This window comes from Pseudomonas sp. GW823-FHT05G12, from assembly GCF_058795575.1.
Genome location: NZ_CM179501.1, coordinates 326,810 through 349,530, shown reverse-complemented (window position 1 = coordinate 349,530; position 22,721 = coordinate 326,810). Strand labels below are relative to the sequence as shown.

Here is a 22,721-nt window from a genome sequence, read left to right as displayed (position 1 = left end):
CAGGCCTGAAGAATTTTGATCATCAACTCACCGTAGGCGTAACTAAAGTGTACTGCTCCTTACCTAGGATCTAGGCAAAACGAGAAGTTCGTAAACGATAGTGATCTAACTCAAGATCTGCTGGGGGGGGCGACAGGTAATTGTGCCGATCACTCAGTGAGCTGATGTGCTGGAAGGGTTGCAGGGCTTCAGTACCCGAGGATATCGGTCGGGACAACTGGAAAATTTTGGCTTCAATCTATAGCCAATCCCGATTGGCGCAGGCAATATCTCCTCTTGACAACTAAAATCTGCCACGCAAGGGATTCGCATGAGCTATACGGCTGAGGTGTTCAACGTGATGATCGCGTCTCCGGGAGACGTTGAAGCAGAACGCAATATTGTTAGGGAGGTACTCGCTGAATGGAACGCAATCCACTCATCTAGTCAGAAAATTGTCCTACTTCCTATAGGCTGGGAATCTCATTCGTCGCCAGAAATGGGGGCAGAGCCCCAGGCTCTGATCAACCAACAAATCCTCCACAAATGTGATCTACTTGTGGGTATTTTCTGGACACGAATAGGAACGGCAACTGATGAATATGCAAGCGGTACTGTTGAAGAGATTGAGCGGCACGTAGCTGGTGGGCGCCCAGCGATGCTTTACTTTTCGAGTAAACCTGTAGTTTTAGACACGGTTGAACCAGAGCAATATGCCAAGCTAAAAAGCTTCAAAGAAAGCTGCCGCAGTCGCAGTTTGTACGAAAGCTATGAAACACTTACTGAATTCCATACAAAATTCAACCGCCAGCTTCAGCTAAAAATTAATAGCCATCAACTATTTAGCCAAGCAAAAAAATCTGGCACAGAGAGCATCTCAGTAAGCCAGACAAAGATCCCTGACTTGTCCTACGAAGCCACGTTGCTTTTACACGAAGCCTCCTTAGATAGCTCAGGAGTTATTCTTTATTTGCGTCATCTAGGTGGTACAGATCTGCAAACCAATAACAAAAACCTAATTGACTCCAATGAGCGCAGGGTTATTGCCAAATGGGAAGCTGCGCTACAGGAATTGACAAATAACAAACTTGTAGTCGGGAGAGGTCAAAAGGGTGAGATATATGAAATCACGAACGATGGATATCAAGCAGCAGCCATCTTAAAGCCCGTATAGAACGACATCGAGTCGCTTTCAAATACTTTACACTTAATACGATGGTGCGGGTGTGATAAATATAAACCTTGACGACAAAAAGCTATTCGGAAATGATGCAGGTGAAGATGAAGAGCTGGAAGTTTTAAACGCATACTACATCGACAATACAAACTTTTATGATTATTTCGCCCCCAGCGAGCGGCTTTTCAATTGCAAGCGCGCGCAAAGGGATGGGAAAGTCGGCGCTACTCTCGAGGCTCGAATATCGCCTTAAAACCGAGCATCCGGTTTTCCAATCACCAATAGTGATTAGAGTTAAGGGCAACGAGCTCATCGGGCTTGGTGACTTTCAAGGCTTCGACCATACTCATTTAGAAAACTACTGGAAACAAATTATCTGCAAAAGAATCCTCATTGAAGTCGGCAACCAAGTAAATATTGCATTGACCGGCAATGAAATTTCGATGATTACACTAGCAGAACTTGAAGTCGCAAAAACTAAGAATATAATTAACGCCCTGATTAGTCGAACTATAGAAAAAACCGCAGAGAACGGTAATGAAAGTCCGAAATATAACAACGCCGAGATACAATTGCAGCAGTATCTGGACACCCATGTCAACAAAGTTGTCTGGCTACTAATTGACGACATTGACGCGAAATTTCAAAATACTGTAGAAAGCCAAGCTAGAGTAGGGTCTTTTTTCAGTGCAATTCGCTCACTCGCATTCGATTATAAAGGACTCGTGGTTCGTACAACGGTCCGTAGTGATGTCTGGTCTTGCCTTAGACACCTTGAAGATCTGGACAAACTACAGCAATACATGATCCCAATTGTTTGGACCAAGAAACAGATGAGGGACATGCTTGCTCAAAGAATTTTAGTTTATATTAAGAACCGTCACCCTGACACGCCCGAATCCAAACTTAAAACATCAACCGACTACAATAAGATACTAGACATAGTTTTTAATTCTCCTATAGAGTGGGGTGACAATAAGGACGCTAAACTCTTTGAGGCGATCTCTACATTTTCTAACCGTAGACCGAGATGGATGGGGCAGCTATGCCGAATGGCTGGCAGAAAGGCGAAAGAAAATCCCAGGATCAAAAAAATCAATATTGATCACCTTGATTACATCCTGTCCGAATATGGTGCCAATCGAAGAGACGACTTGATCAAGGAGCACATCCATCAATTTGAGGAACTTTCAAATCTCATTGATGCGCTACGAGCGTCAAAGAAAGAATTTTCATGCTCTGCCTTGGAAGAAATGCTAGAATTTAATTTTATAAGAGGTCGAAATAAAGATCAAATTGCCATGATCGACGGCAAGCCATATTCGGCACCGGAAGATCTGGGTGACTTCTTATATAAACTCGGCATAATTTCGCACATTCATCTAGATGGAAAAGAATTCACCCATTTCACAGATGATCCTGATCTTTATCGCTCCATTGAAAATCGGCGCGATAAAATAACATGGTCACTTCATCCTAGCTACCGAAAGTTTCTTAATGTTCACTAATATAATACAACTTGCCATCTGAGAGTCGCGACTCATGAATCGCTCGCTCCTAATTGAAGCGCTCTTTATTTAACATAAGCCGAGCACTGCCAATCACCCATTGCAGTGCTCGTCGCGTATTTTCCGATTAGCCGGCATAGAAGTACCATGCGATTTCATTAGGATAGTTTTAGAGATAGCGGCAAATATCCATTCTGATAAAAGCTATATAAATCATGCTTTTATTATACTTTTTGACTCCTGGTGCCGCACCCTACGCAGTATCAAAAAGGGCTCACCGAAAGGTGGGCCTTTTCGGCTTTCAGCTACGGCGTTCTCAAAGGTGTTCCGGCCCCCCCTCCGCGATAGTTTGCGTTCCGCCTGTTCTCCAACGTCGCGCAGAGAAGTGGATTCGCCAGTAAGTCGCGTCTTCTGTGGGAGCAGCCTTGCGCCGCGATGGGCCGCAAAGCGGCCCTGGCAATCTCAGACCGGAACAGCGAAACCTCAGCCCTCCCACAAGCGTCAGAAAGCCCTATCAGGCGGCTCTTTGCTCCAGGCTCTCCCACCTCAGGCATGCCAGCGCCAATGTGCGTGGTACCGCTTCACGACCACTGCTGTAGCGGCTGATGCTGCGGGCGCTGACTCCCAGCGCTTCGGCTGCCTGGTCGAGCGTCATCCGGTGCCGCAAATGCCAGCGAATGAAAACTCGGGTGTTTTCATCAGGTGCGTTTTGGGCAAGCGCATCCAGTAGCAGGGTGTCCGCACCAATCTGAATATCCAGCGCTGGCCACTCCACCGACCATCCTCCGTCGCCCAATACGACGCCTTCAAACGCTTTGCGCTTGGACAGTGGCGCCAAGCCAGGATACGTATTGAGGGCATCGCTCATATCCAGGGTGTAATGCTGCCCATTGGTAAATGGTAAGCTCAAGGCTGGCGCCCGATCGAGGTTGTACACTCTTCAGACGGGGACGTTTCATCGATGCCATTTCATCCACTCCTTCAACAAATCGGCCTGATTGGCCGCCACCCAGGCCAGGGTTTCTTGCACCACTTTTGCAGGTGCCCTGCCTTGGCTAACAGTCACAGATTCCAGACTGATCACCACATACCCCACCGCCCGTAAGGTGAACGTGGGGTGGTAGATGATCCCTTTCCCTTGGCTCGATGCGGTACTTGTCGCGAAATCGGTATTTGGTAGACATGGCATGATCGTATCGCCAATTTGGCGATAAGGTAACCGACCGGCTGTGAAGTTACCCAGAGAACTCTCACCGAAAGGTGGGTGCCGTTATGCCCGCCCTCCCCCCTCTCAAACCCTCCGCAACCCCCGCCGCACCTCTTTATCGGCATACATCAACTGATCCGCCGCTTTAAGCGCGGCCTGCAGCGAAGTCGCAGCGGGATCAACACTCGTAATACCAAAACTCGCACCCGCGTAATCGAACCGGCAGTCGTCAAACTCGTAGCTACCAATCAGCAGCGGCACCAGCCGTCTGCGCATCGCTGCGGCAGTTTTGGCCATTTCGTCCGGATGGATCGAAGCGGTCAAGCCGATCACAACGAACTCGTCACCACCCCAGCGCCCAAGTTCATCCGTTGCCCGCAACCCGCCCTGCAAGCGCCGGCTGCTTTCGATCAGGAACTTGTCCCCCACCTCGTGCCCGTACGTGTCGTTGATCGCCTTGAATTCATCGAGGTCGATAAACGCCACCAGCACCCCCTGCCCCGTTCGCTTCGCCAACGCGAAATGCCGATGCAAGGCAGCCAGGATTGCCCGCCGATTCTTCAACCCGGTCAGCGCGTCATAGTTTGCCGCATAGCGTTCTTCCTGGCGGCGCAATAGCATCTGCCCGGCCACACGGCTGGAGAGCAAGATCAAGATCAACCCGAGCGCTGCCACAGAGGCTCCGGTCCAGTAGTACTGCTGACGCATCGGCTGCAGGTGATCAAGCTTTGCCAGCGTCAGCAGCTGATATTGCGCGTCGTTCAGGGGCTGGCGATGCACCAGATAAGGGTGCCCGCCAATCAGCCATTGATCGGCCTGAGCCGCGGCTGCCACTGTGCGGATATCCATGGGCACGCCCGGCTCTTCGTCGCCATCCAGAGGCCTGCGAATATCGGGCGGGAGCAGTGCCGCCACGTTACGCAGCATGAAGGGTTCGCTGGACGCGGTGGTCACGCGCCCCTGACGGTTCACAATCAAGGCAATGTGACGCCCTGTCAGGTAAAGGGCGATGTCCGGGGCATCGAACTTGACCGTGACAGAGCCGAGTGGCTTGCCGTCAGCATCGTCGATGCGGCTGGCTACGAAATAGGAGGGGGTTTTGTTCAGGCGGGCAATGCCGAACATTTCACCACTGCCGGTGCGCAATGCGTCGAGGAGGTAGGCCCTGCCCGTATAGATCTGGCCAACGATGCTGAATGACTCCGCCCAGTTGCTGGCCGTCACCGTATCGTCTGAGAGGTTGTTCATGTAGATACGGGCATAGTGAAGATCACTGGCCAATCTATCCATGAAATCACCCACGCTTCGCACCAGCGGGTCACGGGTGAACTTCGAAGCGCGCTCCTCACGTGTGAGTGCCGCGAAACCGGGCGGATCATGGCGATATCGGGCAGCGAGTTGGATCACCTCGCTTTGACGGGCCACCATGTTGGCCACGCTGGCCATCTCGGTGAACAGGCGGTCTACGACTCGCCCCGTGATCTGGGCTTCGTATTCGGCGCCTGCCGCCAGGTTGTCGAGTTCTTCTGCCGTAAGGCGCTGCGCTACCCACCCGCTCAGGCTTGCCACAAGTGCCAACCAGACGACCACAACGCCTAGCGTCACCCGGCGCGCGATGGATGGAATGTCCCTGCGCTGCCGCCGTTGCGACGGATCGTAACTCACGCCGCGCTTGCCGGTTGAATGGGGCACCAAAGCAACTCCTTTTGCGATACAGCAATGTGCATCATCGACCCTGCGATACCCCGCCAAGGCGAAGCTCGCAAGATTGTAAAACATTCACCTCAGTGGATCGCCAATGGATTGATGCCCGTCAAACGAAGGGCTGGTCGAGGGGTTTACGTTCAGATCAGGCAGCCCTGAGGGAGGATGAACATGGCCAAGAGGTTCCCCACAAACCCTCGCCACCCCGAGCGTATCTGCTGGGGTTGCGACCTGTACTGCCCTGCCAAGGCGCTAGCCTGTGGCAATGGCGCAGACCGGACCATGCATCCGGTGGAACTGTTTGGCGAGGATTGGGATAGCTTCGAGGGCCAGTTGGAGAAGCCGGTTGATCCAGGGCAAGCGGTAGAGCCCAGGTAAGAAAGGGCCGCTTGGCGGCCCAGCGCAGGCCTTGAACCCAGCGCTGGCTCTATGGGACCGGGCTTGCCCGCGAAGCTGGCGATGCGCGTGCAGGCACCGGCTTCGCCGGTGTTCGCGGGTGAACCCGCTCCTACGGGTACAGCGCCAGGCCTTGTGGAAGGGCTTGATCAGAACGCGGTGCTTACCGTCAACGACAGGTTACGCGGGTCGCCGTAGATCGCCCCGGCATAGAACCCGTACTGGCTGTAGTAGTGCTTGTCGAACAGGTTGTTGGCGTTGAGGCTGACACTGGTGTTGTCGGTCAGCTGGTACTTGGCCATGGCATTCCAGATGGCATAACCGGACCAGTTCACGTCAGTGGCACCATTGCTCACACCGTTCGTGGGCTGGCCAGCCGGGCTGGAGATGGCGCGGATGTTGGTCTGCGCAGTCACGCCGGCGCCCAGGGTCAGGCGGTCGAGCGGGCCGCTCAGGCGGTAGGTGGTGGAGGCCTTGAACAGGTGCGACGGGTCGCTGCGGCCGTCGCTGTCGACGCGGCGGAAGTGCAGGTAGGTGTAACCGGCGTAGACGTTCCAGTTGGGGGTCAGGGCGCCTGCGACTTCCAGGTCGATACCGTCGGTTTCCTGCCCGGAGCCGGCCTTGTAGGCGCTGCCGCCAGTCGGAGTGGTCAGGTCGCCGTCCAACACGGCCTTGTTTTCCTGCTTGGTGCGGAAGTACGCCGCCGAGGCGTTCAGGCGGCCATCGAACCACTCACCCTTGATACCTGTCTCGTAGCTTTGCCCACGAATCGGCTCGACCTTGCTGCCACTGCTGGTTTCAGAGGTTTGCGGGGTGAAGATGTCGGTGTAGCTGGCGTATACCGAGTAGTTGTCGTTGAGGTCATACACCGCGCCCAGGTAGGGGGTGACGATGCCGTTTTCTTCCTGGCTGCTGCGCTCGCCGGCCACGCTGCGGGTGACCGAGGAATAGTTGCTGGTGCGCACGCCAACGATCACCGACAACGGGTCGGTGATGCTCAGGCGGGTGGCGGCGTACATGCCCTGCAGGCGAGTGGTGGTCTTGCTGTGAAGGCCGGTGCGCGAGGCGATGAGGTCGTAGTCGTCATCCACGCCATTGTGCCAGTCGGTGACCGGGAAGCCGTTGTTGGCGCGGAACTGGCAACCCAGTGCAGGCGCGCTGGTCATGCCGTCGCCGACCATGGTGCAGGTGTACTGAGGCGACCAGCCGACGGTGCGGCTGTCGTTGTAGCCGACCATGGCCTGGTGGGTGCGGCCAAACAGCTGGAACGGGCCGGAGAGGTCGATCTGCGCCGACTGCTGGGTGGTGTCGCTGGAGCTGTGCAAACCGTTCAGCACGGCGCCGCTGCCGTCCTGGTCCCAATAGCCACCGTAGCTGCCGCGCCCAGCTGAGTTCACCTTGGCAAGGCCGCGATGGTTCAGGGCTTCGGTGGTGGCTTGGGCGGCTTTCAGGTCCAGGGTCCAGTCGTTGTCGAAGCGGTGCTCAAGCGAACCGAACGCAGTGCGGGTGGTGTACTCGCCAAAGCTCCAGCTGGGCACCACGTTGGTGCTGCGCGGCAAGTCGGTCTTGCTGCCGTCGCGGTACCAGATCGGGATGTTCGCGCCCCAGCCGCCACCCACGACCTTGTTGTATTCATACTGGTAACCGGCGCCCAAGGTAGTGGCGTCGTCCAGGTCGAACTCGAAATTGGCCAACGCGGCGCGGGAACGTTCGGACTGGTTGTCGCGGAAGGAGTTGGCATCCTGCTGGGTCATCACGAAGCGCGAACGCAGGCGGCCATCTTCGGACAGCGGCAGGTTCAAGTCAGCACCCAGACGACGCTTGTCCCAGCTGCCGTAAGTGGCATAGGCACTGCCGCCGAAGGTTTTGGTGGGTGCCTTGCGGATCAGGTTGACGGTGGCCGAGGGGTCGCCGGTGCCTCCCAGCAGGCCGTTGGCGCCGCGCACGATGTCGATGCGTTCGTACAGGTCCATGTTCAGCGCATTACCGCTGCCACTGAAATCGGAGCCGCCCTGGGTCTGCAGGCCATCAACCTTCCAGTTGCTGATCGAGTAACCACGCGCGCGGTAGTCGGTGCGCCCACCCACCTCGGACTTGTTGGCCGTTACGCCTGGGGCGGTTTCCAATGCCTGCTCGATGGTATGGATGTCGCGGTCATCCATCTGCTGGCGGGTGATGGTGGTTACCGATTGCGGTGTCTGCCGTGGCGTCAGTGCCAGGCCAGTGGAGCTGCGGGTGCTCTCGACCGTGTAGCCCAACTGGCCGGCATCGTCGGCAGGCAGTAATGCACTGTCTTCGATCTGTGTGGCGTCGAGTTCAAGGGGTTTGCCGTCGGCAGCCACTGCACCACCGCTGATGGCGACGGCGACGCAGAAGGCCAGCGGCTTGAGGCAATTGCCGCTTTGACTGAAAGGGGTGAACACTGTCGTGATGCTTTGGGGATTCATTTGGGAAGGCTTCGTATTTGCAGATGATTTTTTGTTAGGATTCTAGGGATCAGCCCTCCGGGCTCCAGACCCGACATGTACGGGGATGTAATTGAACGTAACGAGCGCCGCCGGCCCTCACCTAACAGGTGTTTTTCTGCATGAGCACGACCCTGCTGGTTGTCGATGATGACGACGAGATCCGCGAACTTCTTTGTGATTACCTGACCGATGCCGGCTACAACGTGCTGGCGGCAGCCGACGGTCAACAGATGCGTGACCAGCTGGCCCGGCACAAAGTGGAGCTGGTGGTGCTCGACCTGATGCTGCCGGGTGAGGACGGCCTTAGCCTGTGCAGGCAGTTGCAGGCCACACCTGGGTTGGCAGTGATCATGCTGTCAGCCAAGGGCAGCACGCTGGACCGCATCATCGGCCTGGAAGTAGGCGCCGACGACTATCTGGCCAAGCCCTTCGAACCACGCGAACTGATCGCACGGATCAAAGCCGTACTGCGTCGTCCGCAACGCCTGGGCACCTCTGCCGAAGAACCCGTGGTGGACGCCCAGCTGTTCGCAGGCTTTCGCCTGGAACACGTCAAGCGCCTGCTCACCCGCCCGGATGGCGAGACCCTGACCCTGCCGCGCTCCGACTACCGCGTGCTGCGCGAACTGCTGGAAGCCAACAACCGTGTGGTCTCCCGTGACCAACTGACCCGCAGCGCGTTCGGCCGCGACCACCTGCCCGACGACCGTTCCGTGGACATGTGTGTCAGCCGCCTGCGCCAGCAGCTGCGCCGGGCGCCGGCGGGGACCGCGCAAATCCTGACCATCCGCAACGAAGGCTACCTGCTGAGTCTCGCCCCCCTCGCGGCCGGTGCCTGACATGCGCTGGTTTCACCGGCTATGGCCTCGCACCTTGTTTGGTCAGCTGCTGCTGATCATGGTCAGTGGCACGCTGGTGATTCAGTTGATGTCGAGCAGCATCTGGTTCGATGTGCGTTTCGCCCAGGCGCTAGAGGTGCCCGTGCGACTGGTTGCTGCACGCAGCGCACCCCTGATTACCCAGGCCGACTGCCACGGCGGTACGCTGCAGGCGCCAGCCCACTACCAGCTTCACTGCGTCGAAAGCCCGCCTGCGCAAGAGCATGACGAGCGCCGCGGGCACAGGCGGGTCGAGCTGTTGTTGCAGCAGGCCCTGAAGTACGAGCTGGGGCATGCCCAGGACGTGCGCCTGATGAACGTGCAACTCACCGACGAACTGGGCCAGCCGATCGTCTGGCGCAGCCTGTTCGGCCTGCGCACGGCCCAGGCGCATATCCAGTTCGCGGTGCCGCTGGCCGATGGCCACTGGCTGACCGTTGCGGGCCAGGAACTTCAGGGCTGGAGTGGCGAGTCGGCCTGGGTGCTGATCAGCGATTACCTGCTGCGGGTGTATGCGCTGCGCATCGTCGCGGTGCTGCTGGTGTGCCTGATTGCCGTGCGCCTGTGCCTGCGCCCGTTGCGGCGCCTGGCCGATGCCGCACGCGGCCTGGGCAGCAACCTCGAGCAGCCTCCCCTGGCGCTGGATGGCCCGGAGGAAGTGCGCCAGGCGGCGCAGGCGTTCAACGCGATGCAGCAGCGGCTGATTGCCATGGTCAACGACAAGGCCTACTTCCTGGCCGCCGTGTCTCATGACCTGCGCACCCCACTGACCCGCATGCGCCTGCGACTGGAGCGCTTACCCGATGACGAACACCGCCAGCGCCTGCAGCAGAACATCACGCAGATGGACAATATGATCGGTCAGGTTCTGGATTACCTGCGTGCCGGAGAGCAGCAGAATTTGCAGCAGGTGGACCTGGACCGATTGGTTGCGCGCCAGTGTGCGGACCTGGCGACTGACCAGGAACCACTGCCGGTGCACGGCCGGGTGAACAGCCTGCGGGGGGATGCCCTGCTGCTGCAGCGCTGCCTGCAGAACTTGTTGGTCAATGCGTTGCGTTATGCCAAGGATGTTTCTGTCACGCTGGAGCGGACCACCACAGGAGTGTTCATCCACATCGACGACCGCGGGCCAGGGATTTCGCCAGCGCTGCTGCCGACCATCACCGACCCATTCGTGCGCGGTGAGGGATCGCGTAACCAGGCATCCGGCGGATATGGGCTGGGGCTGAGCATTGCCCAGCGGATCGCCGCCAGCCATGGGGGTGAGCTGATATTGTCGAACCGTGAGAACGGTGGATTGCGGGTCAGCATACTGCTGCCTGGCTAACGCGATCTTCTGTGGGAGCAGCCCCACACCATAGGACTGCGCAGACCTGGGAATTCGCAATCAGGTAACAGTCTTTTACCGATTACCCAGGTTTTCCGTCCCCTGCGTTTGCCTATCCTAGGCCCGGTCATCCTGCCTGCGATGGACCCATGAAACACTCTCTTCCCAGCCGCTACGCCTGCCTCGTACTCTGCCTTGTCTTCACTTTCGCCAGCCTGCCCCTACTGGCCCAACATGCCTGGCTGTGGCCGGTAACGCTGATCACCGCGCTGCTCAGCCTGGTCGGTCTGAATGACCTGCGCCAAAGCCACCATGCGGTGCGACGCAACTACCCGATCCTGGGCAATATCCGTTACCTGATCGAAACCATCCGCCCGGAAATCCGCCAGTACCTGATCGAAGGTGACGACGACAAGCTGCCGTTCTCCCGCTCGCAACGCTCGCTGGTCTACGCCCGCGCCAAGAACGAAAGCGCCGAGAAAGCGTTCGGCACGCTCAACGACGCCTACAAACCTGGTTTCGAATTCATCAGCCATTCCATGCTACCGGTGGCCACGCCAGACCCTGCGTCGTTCCGCATTGCCATCGGCGGGCCGCAATGCCGAGTGCCCTACTCGGCCTCGATCTTCAACATCTCGGCGATGAGTTTCGGCGCCCTCAGCGCCAACGCCATCGCTGCGCTCAACCGCGGCGCGCGCATGGGTCGGTTTGCCCATGACACTGGCGAAGGCAGTATCAGCCCATACCACCGTGAACACGGCGGCGACCTGATCTGGGAAATTGGCAGCGGCTACTTCGGCTGCCGCACCGAGGACGGTCGTTTCGACCCACAGCGCTTCGCCGAACAGGCCCGCTCGGCACAGGTGAAGATGATCGAGATCAAGCTCAGCCAGGGCGCCAAGCCTGGCCACGGCGGCATTTTACCGGGGCACAAGGTCAGCCCCGAAATTGCCGAGACCCGTGGCGTACGTGTAGGCGAGGACTGCATCTCGCCGGCGGCGCACAGCGCCTTCCGCACACCGGTCGAACTGCTGCAGTTCGTAGCCGGCCTGCGCGAGCTTTCGGGCGGCAAGCCCGTTGGCTTCAAGTTCTGCCTGGGCCACCCTTGGGAATTCATGGGCATTGCCAAGGCCATGCTCGCCACCGGCATCACCCCTGACTTCATCGTTGTCGACGGCAAGGAAGGCGGCACCGGCGCGGCACCTCGCGAGTTCAGCGACAACATGGGCGTGCCGATGCGCGAAGGCCTGATGTTCGTGCACAACACGTTGGTCGGCCTGAACCTGCGCTCCAGCATCCGCATTGGTGCGGCAGGCAAGATCGTCAGCGCCTTCGACATTGCCAGCGTATTGGCCATCGGCGCTGACTGGGTCAATTCGGCACGCGGTTTCATGTTTGCCATTGGCTGTATTCAGTCGCAGAGCTGCCACACCAACAAGTGCCCGACCGGCGTGGCGACCCAAGACCCTCTGCGCCAGCGCGCCCTGGTGGTGCCAGACAAGGCCGAGCGGGTAGCCAGCTTCCACCGCAACACACTGCACGCACTGGCCGAGATGCTTGCTGCCGCAGGCCTGGAGCACCCTTCGGAGCTCAAGCCCAAGCACCTGGCGCGGCGCATCAGCCCCAGCGAAATCGGGTTGTTTTCGGACTTGCACACATTCCTCAAGCCGGGCGAATTACTCAGTGGCTCGATCGAAAGCGAGTTTTATGCGCGGATGTGGCGGATGGCGCGTAGCGACAGTTTTGCGCCGGAGACGGGGGACACTGCAACACGAACTGTGGCATCAAGACTGCGCCACGAAGAGACTGAACCTGCATGACAAACATGACTGGGGCTGCCCTGCAGCCCTTCGCGGGCGTGCCCGCTCCCACAATTTGCAGCGCCATCGAAGGCGGCGCTTTACCTGCGGGAGCGGGCAAGCCCGCGAAGGGCCGCAGCGCGGCCCCAGCTTTCATGCAAAGAACTGCGGATCAGAAGATGCTGATCGGGTACTCGACGAATACGCGGACTTCGTTGCCGTCGTCGTTGTAACCGTTCTGCTGCACAGCGTTGTTGGTACGCAAGAACGAGCTACGCAGCTTGATCGACAGGTCCTTGGCCGGGCCGTCCTGCACCACGTAACGGATCTGGTTGAAGATTTCGCGCTCTTTACCTTCGCCGAAGCCTTGCGGGTTGGCGACGTTGCGGGTGTTGATGTTGTCACCCACCACGTAAGCCAGCTTGTAGGTCAGGCCCGGAATGCCGTAGGCACCGAAGTCCAGGCCGTAGCCCAGCTGCCAGGAGCGCTCGTCTTCGGCGTTGAAGTCGGACCAGTACGAGTTGGCCAGGTAGATGGTGGAACCACCGTCACCCACGCCGCCGGCGTTCTGGTAGAAGCCGTAGTTGTAGCCCGTGCTGCCGGTGCTGCGCTGGTGAGCGAGGGTGAACGAGTGCGCACCGTACGCGTAGGTGGCTGCAAGGCTCCAGATGGTGTTGGAGTCGCCGTTCAGGCCTGCGGCTTTTACGTACTTGTTGTTGATGTCCGACTTGTAGCCGTTGAAGTCCAGGGTCAGGGACTGGTCGCTGGCGATCGGGAAGACGTAGTTCAAGCCCAGGTAGTGCTTCTTCATCACATCTTCGTTGTCGGCGGTGTACAGCGAAGCGGTGAAGTTGTCGGTGAACTTGTAGCTGCCACCTAAGACGTTGATCGACTTCAGGCCACCACCATCACGGCGCTCGGCGCTCTTGCGCGCTTCCTGGGTGAAGCGGCCGGCGTTCAGTTCCAGGCCCTGGATCTCTTTGGAGGTGATCAGGGTGCCGGTGAAGCTTTCTGGCAGCAGACGTGCATCGTCGTACTGCAGCACTGGCAGTGCTGGCATCTGGTCACCGTACTTCAGCACGGTGTTGGAAATGCGGAATTTCACAGCAGCACCACCACGCGCCAGGTTGTGCGGCGAGCTGGCGTTGCCTTCGGCATTGGTGGTTTCGTGCGGTTTGAAGAAGTCGACGCCGCCACCACCGTTGTGGCCTTTGCCGCCATCCAGGCGCACGGCGTACAGGCCGAATGCGTCAACACCGACGCCAACGGTGCCTTGGGTGAAACCGGAGGAGAAGTTGGCGATGAACGCCTGGCCCCATTCGATCTGGTCGTCGGTGCCATGCTTCTTGTCACGGTTGATGTAGGCGTTGCGCAGAAGGACGTTGGCGTGACTGTCCTCGATGAAGCCCTTGCTGTCAGCCTGGTCATTGGCCTGAGCCTGGGTCGCGGCGATCATCGCCAGGGCGACCAGGCTGATCCTGGTTTTCAACATGTTGTTTTCCTTATTTCTTAATCAAAAACGCGCTGCAATATGACGCCAGGAACCAACGCCCCTTCGTAGGTTCGACGCTATGCGGATCCAGCCGGGTGGGCCGACCGGTAATTTCACGGCGGCCCTTGGCAGCAGCTTGGCCAATACCATGGCCAGCAGGCGTTGGCCGAATCCTAGCCGTGTGCGATTACAAATGTCAAAAAGTCGTGAAATGCAGGTTGATATAACCGAAATTAACGGCCTGTCCGGTGCATTTACATGCAGGTTTGCGCTATCAGCGGACAAATTATCTTGTGTAGGAATTTGCCATTTGATCGAACGGACAATTTCCTGGGAGCAGGCAGAGCGTGGCCGCAGAGGCCGTTACAAACGGACACATATGTAAAGACAAGCCTTTACAAATACCCAAGCAAGAGTAAATAGCAAGCATTACCATTCGCACCTAATTTTCAACTGTCCGGTTTGAATGTGCCCATGCTTGTACCCTGCCGTCTTTCACCCCTGACGCTTGGCCTGTCGCTGCTTTTCAGCGCCAGCCTGGCCAGTGCCGCCACCACCACACTGCCGGAGTCGTCGGTTACCGCCGACAGCGAACGCGAGAAGGACAACCCGCGGGTCAAGGAGGTGAGCACCGCAACCCGCACCTCGACGCCCGTGCGTTATGTGCCGCAGGCCATCGATACGGTGAAAACCGCCAATGTGCTGGATTACGGCAGCAACACGCTGGGCAAGGCGCTGGAGGGTATCCCCAACGTCAGCAGCGGCGCCGACACCCGTTTTGACAGCGTACGCATCCGCGGCTTCGAGGCCAGCAACGACTTCTACCTGGACGGTATCCGCGACGACAGCCAGTACATCCGCGACCTGCACAACATCGAGCGGGTCGAAGTGCTGAAGGGGCCTGCTGCGGTACTGTATGGCCGTGGCAGCCAGGGCGGCATCGTCAACAGGGTCAGCAAGGCACCGGAGCCGGGTCGCCGCTCGACTATCGAAGCGCAGGCCGGCAGCGAAGACCTGCGCAGCCTGTATGCCGACCTGAGCGCCGACCCCAGCGACACGGTCAGCCTGCGCCTGAACATGGGCAACCAGGACAACAACAGCTTTCGCGATGGTATCGACGGCAGCCGCCAACTGTTCGCCCCGTCGATCAGCTGGCAGATCACCCCCGACCTGAACTGGCTGGTGCAGTATGAATACAGCCGCTACAACCGCACACCAGACCGCGGCATCCCGAGTGTCAACGGCCGCCCGGCAGACGTCAGCCGCAGCGCCACCTACGGCGACCATCGTGACTACATTGACGACCGCGCCCAGTCGCTGCGCTCGCGCCTGAACTACCAGCTGAACGAAACCTGGCAGCTGCGCCACACCCTGGGCCTGTTCAAACTCGACAGCGAGTTCGACAACACCTATGTCACGGGCTACAACGCCGGCACCAATACCTTGACCCGCCAACGCTGGCAGCAGGACCTGAACACCCGCAACCTGTTCAACAACCTGGAGGCCGAGGGCGACTTCGACACCTTGGGCCTTGAACACAAGCTGCTGCTGGGCCTGGAGTTCGGCAACCAGCGGCGCGATCCGCTGCTATACAGCGCCGGCAGCCAGAGCCTGCCAGGCCTGGGCAAACCCAGCCAGCCGCACAATGGTACGTTGGCGGTATCGAGCAACAACCACACCGTGGTCGACAGCCGCGGGGTTTATCTGCAGGACCAGATTCGCCTGAACGATCAGTGGCAGGTTCTCGCCGGCGTGCGCTTTGACCAGTTCGAAGTGGAAACCACCAACAAGGATGGCTTGCGCGAACCGCAGGACAGCAACAGCACCAGCCCACGCCTGGGCGTGGTCTACACGCCATGGCGCGACCATTCGTTCTACGCCTCGTGGAGCAAGACTTTCTCACCGGTGGGTGGCGGCTTGATCGGCATCACCCCAGGGGCACAGGGCAACACCAATAAAACCGACCCGGAAGAGACCCGGCAGAAAGAAATAGGCGTAAAGAGCGACTGGTTGGACCAGCGCCTGACCACCACCCTGGCCATCTACGAGCTGGAACTTTACAACCGCCGCACCCGCGACCCGAACGACCTGAACATCATCTTGCTCAGCGGCATGCAGCGTTCGCGCGGCATCGAACTGACGGCCACCGGCAACATCGTCGGCAACTGGTATGTACGCGGCGGCATTGGCCTGCAGGATGCGATCATCGTCAAGGACAATAACGGCCAGGAAGGCAACCGCATCAATGACGTGGCCAAGCGCAATGGCAGCCTGTTCGTGACCTGGAAGCCAGAATTGGGGTGGTACGCCGAAACCGGGCTGACACTGGTGGGCGAGCGTTATGCGGACAACCAGAACACCACGGTATTACCAGGGTATGGCCGTTGGGATGCACTGGCGGGGTATCGGACCCATGACTGGGATGTGCGGGCGGCATTGAGCAACATTGCTGACAAGACCTACTACAGCTCGGCGACCAGTGCGGCGCAGATCCAGGTGGGCGATCCGCGTAGCCTTGTGGTGACGGGTAGCTACAGTTTCTGATTTTAAGTTGCCTGTACCTGCCTCTTCGCGAGCATGCCCGCGAAGAGGCAGGTACAGGTGCAATAGATCAGTGCCACACCGCCATCAGCGCCTGCATCTCTGCTTCGCTGATCAACCCTTGGGGGTATCGCCCGGCAAGCAGACGTCGTGGGTCGGTCGTCCTGACCCTGATGCTTCCATGGTGTTTCAACCGCTTCGCCAAAAGCCTGAGCGATTGGCGATCAACTGCCGATGGGCGCAATGCCGACTCACTTGCTGCGTTCATGTCCACACGTACTCCCTGGCCCGTGAGCGGCTAATTTACGTAGGTATTGTTACAGATCAGAGGCGCGGCCTGACCGTGCCATCTCGCTATCTGCTTGAAAAACAATACAAAACGTATGCCAGCTCGGCCTCCGGGCGTCGCCCGCGCAAAAAAGAGGCCCGTCACATGACGGGCCTCTCATTCATTACGGGCTCAGCGCTTGACCGGCGCCGGCTGCTGTTGGGTCAGGCAGTGAATGTTGCCGCCACCCAAGAGCAGCTCGCGGCCCGGGATCATCACCACCTCATGGTCGGGGAAGATCCTTGCCAGGATCGCTCTGGCTTCAGCATCTGCCGGGTCGTCGAAGCTTGGGGCAATGATGCCACCGTTGACGATCAGGAAGTTCACGTACGAACCCGCCAGGCGCACCGACGGGTCACGCTCCTGGCTGCCGGCGACCTGGTCGACACCGGCGCACTCTTCGGCAGTGGCGAACAGCGGGCCCGGGATCGGCATCTTGTGCACGATGAACTCGCGGCCCTTGGCGTCGCGGGTGTTCTTCAGCACATCCATGGCCGCGTGGCAGCGCGCATAGTTGGGGTCGTTGGAATCATCGGTCCAGGCCAGTAACACTTCACCCGGGCGCACGTAACAGCAGAAGTTGTCGACGTGACCGTCAGTTTCGTCGTTGTACAGGCCATCGGGCAGCCATACCACGGTGTCGACCGCCAAGTGATCACGCAGCACCGCTTCGATCTGCTCGCGGCTCAGGTGCGGGTTGCGGTTGCGGTTGAGCAGGCATTCTTCAGTGGTGATCACGGTGCCTTCACCGTCTACGTGGATCGAACCACCTTCCAGCACAAAGCCTTCGGTCTGGTAGCGCTGGCAGCGCTCCATTTCCAGCACCTTGGCGGCCAGTTCCTCGTCGCGGTTCCAGGGTGCGTACAGGCCGCCATCGAAGCCACCCCAGGCATTGAAGCCCCAATCTACACCGCGCACTTCGCCATGGTCGTTGATGACGAAGGTAGGGCCGGTGTCACGCACCCAGGCATCGTCGTTGCTGATTTCAACCACACGAATGTTCGGCTGGTCGAGTTGCCGCCGGGCGTTCTCGTACTGGCCGGCGGAGACCGCGACGGTTACAGGTTCGAAACGGGCAATGGCCTTGGCCAGGGTTACGTGGGCAGCCTGCGCCGGCTTGCCGCCCAGACGCCAGTTGTCCGGGCGCTCCGGCCAGACCATCCATACCTGAGTTTGTGGGGCCCACTCGGCGGGCATGTGGAAACCATCGGCACGGGGCGTGGAGTTGAGGGTTTTCATGGGTGACCTCTGTGATGGCCCTGAGCCGGGTATGCTGGGGCGTTTGTCAATTTATAACCGATATATATCGATATTTGAAGCCTGAAAATCGAAGAATGCCGCGCCATTCGGCGAATTTAAATCGATAACAATCGACACCCACCAGCGCTGGTCTGGTGAAAGGAACGGCCTGCTGTCTACCATAGCCACACCTTATGCATCCTGTTACAGCTACGCGCGGAAATTTCCGGCAAGGCCGACTAGGGTCAATACTTGAACGACGGGCCAGCGAGCCGCTATGAACATCATCCCTACAGCAATCCCTGAAGTACTGATCATCGAGCCGAAGGTGTTCGCTGACAGCCGTGGTTTTTTCTTCGAGGCATTCAACGCCCGTGAGTTCTCAGAGCAAACCGGCGTGAACGTGGCGTTCGTCCAGGACAACCACTCGCGCTCCATCAAGGGCGTGCTGCGTGGGCTGCACTACCAGGTGGCAAACACCCAGGGCAAGCTGGTGCGCGTGGTGCACGGGGAGATCCGCGATATCGCCGTGGACGTGCGCAAAAGCTCGCCAACATTCGGCAAATGGGTCGCGGTGCACCTGTCAGCCGACAACCATCGCCAGCTGTGGATTCCGCCTGGCTTCGCCCACGGTTTTGCGGTGATGAGCGAATCGGCCGAGTTCCTCTACAAGACCACCGACTACTACAACCCTGGCGCCGACCGCTGTATTCGCTGGGACGACCCGGAACTGGCCATCGACTGGGGGCTGCAGCAGCCACCGCTGTTATCGGACAAGGACAAGGTGGGCCTGCCATTGGCAGAGGCGGAAGTGCTGCCTTAACTAGCGCATAATTGCGTCAGACTTTTCTGGCGCATTTACCTGATGATTGCAAAGCCCACGCCCCCACGCCGTCCCCGCTGGCGCAGCCTGGCCCTGCTGGCGCTGATCTTGGCCCCATTACTATGGCCACTGCATCACTTGGCCGAACGCTATTACCAGGAAGAACTGGCCTCGCAGAACCGCCAGACCCTCGACCTGTATGTCGCCAACCTGCTCGGCACCCTGCACCGTTACGAGACCTTGCCGCAAATTCTCGGCGACTTGCCGGCGCTGCGTGGCGTGCTGGCCGACCCTTTCCGCCTGGAAGCGGTGACCAACGCCAACCGCCTGCTCAAGGACATCGTGCAGAAGACCGGTGCCGAGGTGATGTACCTGATGGACGTCAGCGGCAACACCTTGGCCGCCTCGAACTGGGACAAGCACGACAGCTTCGTCGGCCGAAACTTCGCCTTCCGCCCTTACTTCAACGAAGCCATGGCCGGCCACCTGGGCCGTTTCTTCGGCCAGGGCACCACCTCGGCCAAGCGCGGCTATTTCTTTGCCGCGGCCGTGCGCGACCGCGAGCGGATCGTCGGCGTGCTGGTGGTCAAAGTCGATCTCGACCACACCGAAACCCTGTGGGGCCGTACGCCCGAGCAGCTGTTGCTGACCGATCACAATGGCGTAGTCATCCTGACTTCGCGCCCCGACTGGCGCTTCCGTGCTACCCGCACGCTGACCGACGCCGAGCGCCAGGCCATCATCGCCATCCAGCCCTATCCGACCCAGGCCCCACAGCCGCTGGTTCTCAACCCGCAGGCCTGGATCACCCAGACCCGCGACATCAAGGAAACTGGTTGGCAAGTCAGCATCCTCGCCCCGCGCACGCTGGTTGATCGCTCGGTGCAGACGGTAATGGCCATCGGTGCCGGTACGCTGCTGGTACTGATGTTGCTGGCAGGCCTGGTGATGCAACGGCGGCGCCATTACATCGACCGCATCGACTTCGAAGCCCGTGGCCGCCAGGAACTGGAAAAGCGCGTGGCCGAACGTACCGCCGACCTTGAAGGCCTGAACACCCGCCTGAAAAATGCCGTGCTGGAGCGCGAAAACGCTCAGCAAGAGGCAGTGCGCGCACAGGACGAACTGGTGCAGGCCGGCAAGCTGTCGGTGCTCGGCACCATGTCGGCCAGTATCAGCCATGAGTTGAACCAGCCCCTGGCCGCCATCCGCAGCTACGCAGAAAACGCCGAGATCCTGCTCGACCACCAACGTACCGAAGACGCCCGCGGCAATCTCAAGCTGATCGGCGAGCTGACCGGGCGCATGGCCTCGATCATTGCCCACCTGCGTGCCTTCGCCCGTCGTGACCGTCATGCCCCGGAGAGCGTGGCCCTGCAGCCGGCCCTGGACGATGCCCTGGCGCTGCTGGCCAAGCGCCGCCGGGCGATGGCCGTAGAGCTGATCCGCGACCTGCCGGAAGCCACCTTGTGGGTTCAGGCCGGCGAAACCCGCCTGCGCCAAGTACTAGGCAACCTGCTGGCCAATGCCCTCGACGCCCTGACCGAAAAAGCCAACCCGCGCCGCCTGTGGTTAAGTGCCGAGCAACGTGATGACTGCGTCTACCTGTACATCCGTGACAACGGCCCCGGTTTCAGCCGCCAGGCCCTGGAGCACGCCAAGGAGCCGTTCTTCACCACCAAGACCCGCACCCAGGGCCTGGGCCTGGGGCTGGCCATCTGTGAAAGCCTGATGCGCGCCCTGGGCGGTGAACTGCTGCTGGCCAACCACCCGGAAGGTGGCGCAATGCTGACTCTCCAGCTGCGGGTGGCCGCATCTGGCGCTACTTTGCCCAATTCGGAGGACCCCTCGGCATGACCACCGAGACACTGATCGACAGCCGAGCCCAGGTCATCCTGGTGGACGATGACCCCCACCTGCGCCAAGCCTTGAGCCAGACCCTGGACCTGGCCGGGCTCAAGGTAGTCGCCCTGGCCGAAGCCCAAGGCCTGGCCGAGCGTATCGAGGCCGACTGGCCCGGCGTGGTGGTCAGCGACATCCGCATGCCGGGCATCGATGGCCTGCAGTTGCTGGAACAACTGCACGGCCGTGACAGCGAGCTGCCGGTGCTGCTGATTACCGGCCATGGCGATGTGCCGCTGGCGGTGCAGGCGATGCGTGCCGGGGCTTATGACTTCCTGGAAAAACCCTTTGCCACAGACGCCCTGCTCGACAGCGTGCGCCGCGCCCTGGCTTTGCGCCGGCTGGTGCTGGACAACCGTAGCCTGCGTCTGGCACTGAGCGACCGCCAGCAACTGGCAACCCGCCTGGTCGGCCATTCACCGGCCATGCTGCGCCTGCGCGAGCAGATCGGCGCCTTGGCCGGCACCCGCGCCGACGTGTTGATTCTGGGCGAAACCGGCGCTGGCAAAGAGGTGGTGGCTCGTGCGCTGCACGACCTGTCCAGCCGCAGCGAAGGGCCGTTCGTGGCGATCAACGCCGGCGCGCTGGCCGAATCGGTGGTCGAAAGCGAACTGTTCGGCCACGAGCCCGGTGCGTTCACCGGCGCGCAGAAACGCCGTATCGGCAAGTTCGAATTTGCCAACGGCGGCACGCTGTTCCTCGACGAAATCGAGAGCATGAGCCTGGATGTACAGGTGAAGTTGCTGCGCATGCTGCAGGAGCGAGTGGTCGAACGCCTGGGCGGCAACCAGTTGATCCCGCTGGACATCCGCATCATAGCCGCGACCAAGGAAGACCTGCGTCAGTCTGCCGACCAAGGGCGTTTCCGCGCAGACCTGTATTACCGCCTGAACGTGGCGCCGCTGCGTATTCCGCCACTGCGTGAACGCGGCGACGACATATTGGTGTTGTTCCAGCATTTCGCCGATGCTGCCAGCCAACGTCATGGCCTGTCGCCGCATGCGCTGCAACCCGCGCAACGCGCCCTGCTGCTGCGTCATGACTGGCCAGGCAACGTCCGCGAGCTACAGAACGCGGCCGAGCGTTTCGCCCTTGGCCTGGAACTGGCACTGGATGGCCAGGCACCCTCGGCAGCAGCACCGGCAGCGCCCATGCTCAGCGGCAACCTCAGCGAACAGGTCGAGCAATTCGAACGTTCGCTGATCGCCGCCGAACTGGCCCAGCCACACGGCTCCATGCGGAGCCTGGCCGAAGCACTGGGTATCCCCCGCAAAACCTTGCACGACAAGCTGCGCAAGCATGGCTTGAACTTCGACGGCGGCAGCGGCGGGCATGACGATCAAGAGGACAACCGTTAATGAGCACCGATAGCCAGTACCTGCAGTCCGTACTGCACAGCGACATCCCCCTGACCCGCGAAATGGGCCTGGAAGTGATCGATTGGCAGCAGCACACCCTGCGCCTGCAACTGCCGCTGGCGGCCAACGTCAACCACAAAAGCACCATGTTCGGCGGCAGCCTGTACTGCGCAGCAGTGCTGGTGGGTTGGGGCTGGCTGCACCTGCGCCTGCGTGAACTGGGGATCGATGACGGGCATATCGTCATCCAGGAAGGGCAGATCAGCTACCCGTTGCCAGTGACCGGCACGGCGGTGGCGCGTTGTGCAGCGCCCGACGAGAAAACCTGGGAGCGGTTCCTGACCCTGTACCAGCGGCGTGGGCGGGCACGGTTGACGTTGGAGACCACGGTGAGCAATGACGGCAGTGACGAGCCGGCGGTGAGGTTCAGCGGCCAGTACGTCCTGCACCGCTAGCCCAGCAGCCGCTGAAAGTAACTGCGCTGCACAAAACCCAAAGGCTGGCGCAAAACCTGTGGGAGCGGGCAGGCCCGCGAACACCGGCGAAGCCGGTGCCCCGCACCGCGGTGCCTGCTTCGCGGGCTCGCCCGCTC

The 22,721-nt window shown here is 59.7% G+C and carries 15 protein-coding genes and 2 pseudogenes; 11 read left to right on the top strand and 6 right to left on the bottom strand.

Going from position 1 to position 22,721, the window contains the following annotated elements:
* The first annotated feature begins 310 nt into the window (after nucleotides 1-310).
* Both AC3RCM_RS01505 and AC3RCM_RS01500 read left to right on the top strand, forming a co-directional pair.
* On the top strand, nucleotides 311-1,153 hold the full coding sequence (locus tag AC3RCM_RS01505; RefSeq protein ID WP_492629314.1) for a DUF4062 domain-containing protein: 843 nt from the start codon (nucleotides 311-313) through the stop codon (nucleotides 1,151-1,153).
* Nucleotides 1,154-1,311: 158 nt separating this feature from the next.
* Entirely contained in the window at nucleotides 1,312-2,664 is a 1,353-nt protein-coding gene (locus AC3RCM_RS01500; RefSeq protein WP_492629313.1) for a P-loop ATPase, Sll1717 family, read from the top strand.
* Between the two features lie 514 nt (nucleotides 2,665-3,178).
* Here AC3RCM_RS01500 and AC3RCM_RS01495 read toward each other — a convergent pair.
* The 3 genes and pseudogenes from AC3RCM_RS01495 to AC3RCM_RS01485 form a co-directional block, all read right to left on the bottom strand.
* A pseudogene (locus tag AC3RCM_RS01495) lies at nucleotides 3,179-3,632 on the bottom strand (DUF2442 domain-containing protein).
* Nucleotides 3,620-3,848, bottom strand: a pseudogene (locus AC3RCM_RS01490) (DUF4160 domain-containing protein). Before AC3RCM_RS01490 ends, AC3RCM_RS01495 begins: the two co-directional pseudogenes overlap by 13 nt.
* A 107-nt stretch (nucleotides 3,849-3,955) precedes the next feature.
* Nucleotides 3,956-5,563, bottom strand: coding sequence for a GGDEF domain-containing protein (locus AC3RCM_RS01485; RefSeq protein WP_492629312.1), 1,608 nt, complete (start codon nucleotides 5,561-5,563; stop codon nucleotides 3,956-3,958).
* Between the two features lie 183 nt (nucleotides 5,564-5,746).
* Between AC3RCM_RS01485 and AC3RCM_RS01480 the strand changes: the two genes are divergently transcribed.
* Nucleotides 5,747-5,953 (top strand): DUF3079 domain-containing protein, encoded by a 207-nt coding sequence (locus AC3RCM_RS01480; protein WP_014860378.1) that lies wholly within the window; start codon nucleotides 5,747-5,749, stop codon nucleotides 5,951-5,953.
* Nucleotides 5,954-6,120: 167 nt separating this feature from the next.
* Here AC3RCM_RS01480 and AC3RCM_RS01475 read toward each other — a convergent pair whose 3' ends face one another.
* Nucleotides 6,121-8,418 carry a TonB-dependent siderophore receptor gene (locus AC3RCM_RS01475; protein WP_088513480.1) on the bottom strand — a complete coding sequence of 766 codons (2,298 nt, stop codon included), beginning with the start codon at nucleotides 8,416-8,418 and terminating at the stop codon, nucleotides 6,121-6,123.
* A 140-nt stretch (nucleotides 8,419-8,558) separates the two neighbouring features.
* On the opposite strand from AC3RCM_RS01475, the gene AC3RCM_RS01470 reads away from it, so the two are divergent.
* The 3 genes from AC3RCM_RS01470 (at nucleotide 8,559) to AC3RCM_RS01460 (ending at nucleotide 12,467) form a co-directional block, all read left to right on the top strand.
* Nucleotides 8,559-9,278, top strand: coding sequence for a response regulator (locus AC3RCM_RS01470; protein ID WP_060545248.1), 720 nt, complete (start codon nucleotides 8,559-8,561; stop codon nucleotides 9,276-9,278).
* 1 nt (nucleotide 9,279) lies between these two features.
* On the top strand, nucleotides 9,280-10,647 hold the full coding sequence (locus tag AC3RCM_RS01465; RefSeq protein WP_492629311.1) for an ATP-binding protein: 1,368 nt from the start codon (nucleotides 9,280-9,282) through the stop codon (nucleotides 10,645-10,647).
* A gap of 149 nt (nucleotides 10,648-10,796) precedes the next feature.
* Nucleotides 10,797-12,467 (top strand): FMN-binding glutamate synthase family protein, encoded by a 1,671-nt coding sequence (locus AC3RCM_RS01460; RefSeq protein WP_014755044.1) that lies wholly within the window; start codon nucleotides 10,797-10,799, stop codon nucleotides 12,465-12,467.
* 151 nt (nucleotides 12,468-12,618) lie between these two features.
* On the opposite strand, the gene AC3RCM_RS01455 is transcribed toward AC3RCM_RS01460, so the two are convergent.
* On the bottom strand, nucleotides 12,619-13,938 hold the full coding sequence (locus tag AC3RCM_RS01455) for an OprD family porin (protein WP_003255784.1): 1,320 nt from the start codon (nucleotides 13,936-13,938) through the stop codon (nucleotides 12,619-12,621).
* A gap of 474 nt (nucleotides 13,939-14,412) precedes the next feature.
* Between AC3RCM_RS01455 and AC3RCM_RS01450 the strand changes: the two genes are divergently transcribed.
* The gene (locus tag AC3RCM_RS01450) at nucleotides 14,413-16,482 is read left to right on the top strand and encodes a TonB-dependent receptor (protein WP_104886814.1); all 2,070 of its coding nucleotides are present in this window, start codon (nucleotides 14,413-14,415) and stop codon (nucleotides 16,480-16,482) included.
* Nucleotides 16,483-16,939: 457 nt separating this feature from the next.
* Here AC3RCM_RS01450 and aguA read toward each other — a convergent pair whose 3' ends face one another.
* Nucleotides 16,940-18,046: an agmatine deiminase gene (gene aguA / locus AC3RCM_RS01445; protein WP_010951636.1), complete on the bottom strand. Its 1,107-nt coding sequence runs from the start codon at nucleotides 18,044-18,046 to the stop codon at nucleotides 16,940-16,942.
* 277 nt (nucleotides 18,047-18,323) lie between these two features.
* On the opposite strand from aguA, the gene rfbC reads away from it, so the two are divergent.
* Genes rfbC through AC3RCM_RS01425 form a run of 4 tightly spaced genes read left to right on the top strand, consistent with a single transcriptional unit; the run spans nucleotide 18,324 to nucleotide 22,584 of the window.
* Nucleotides 18,324-18,869 (top strand): dTDP-4-dehydrorhamnose 3,5-epimerase, encoded by a 546-nt coding sequence (rfbC, locus tag AC3RCM_RS01440; protein WP_064491780.1) that lies wholly within the window; start codon nucleotides 18,324-18,326, stop codon nucleotides 18,867-18,869.
* A gap of 42 nt (nucleotides 18,870-18,911) precedes the next feature.
* Nucleotides 18,912-20,726 carry a sensor histidine kinase gene (locus AC3RCM_RS01435; RefSeq protein WP_010951634.1) on the top strand — a complete coding sequence of 605 codons (1,815 nt, stop codon included), beginning with the start codon at nucleotides 18,912-18,914 and terminating at the stop codon, nucleotides 20,724-20,726.
* Entirely contained in the window at nucleotides 20,723-22,129 is a 1,407-nt protein-coding gene (locus AC3RCM_RS01430; protein ID WP_010951633.1) for a sigma-54-dependent transcriptional regulator, read from the top strand. The genes AC3RCM_RS01435 and AC3RCM_RS01430 overlap by 4 nt, the downstream gene beginning before the upstream one ends.
* Entirely contained in the window at nucleotides 22,129-22,584 is a 456-nt protein-coding gene (locus AC3RCM_RS01425) for a thioesterase domain-containing protein (protein WP_010951632.1), read from the top strand. Before AC3RCM_RS01430 ends, AC3RCM_RS01425 begins: the two co-directional genes overlap by 1 nt.
* Nucleotides 22,585-22,721: the final 137 nt, after the last annotated feature.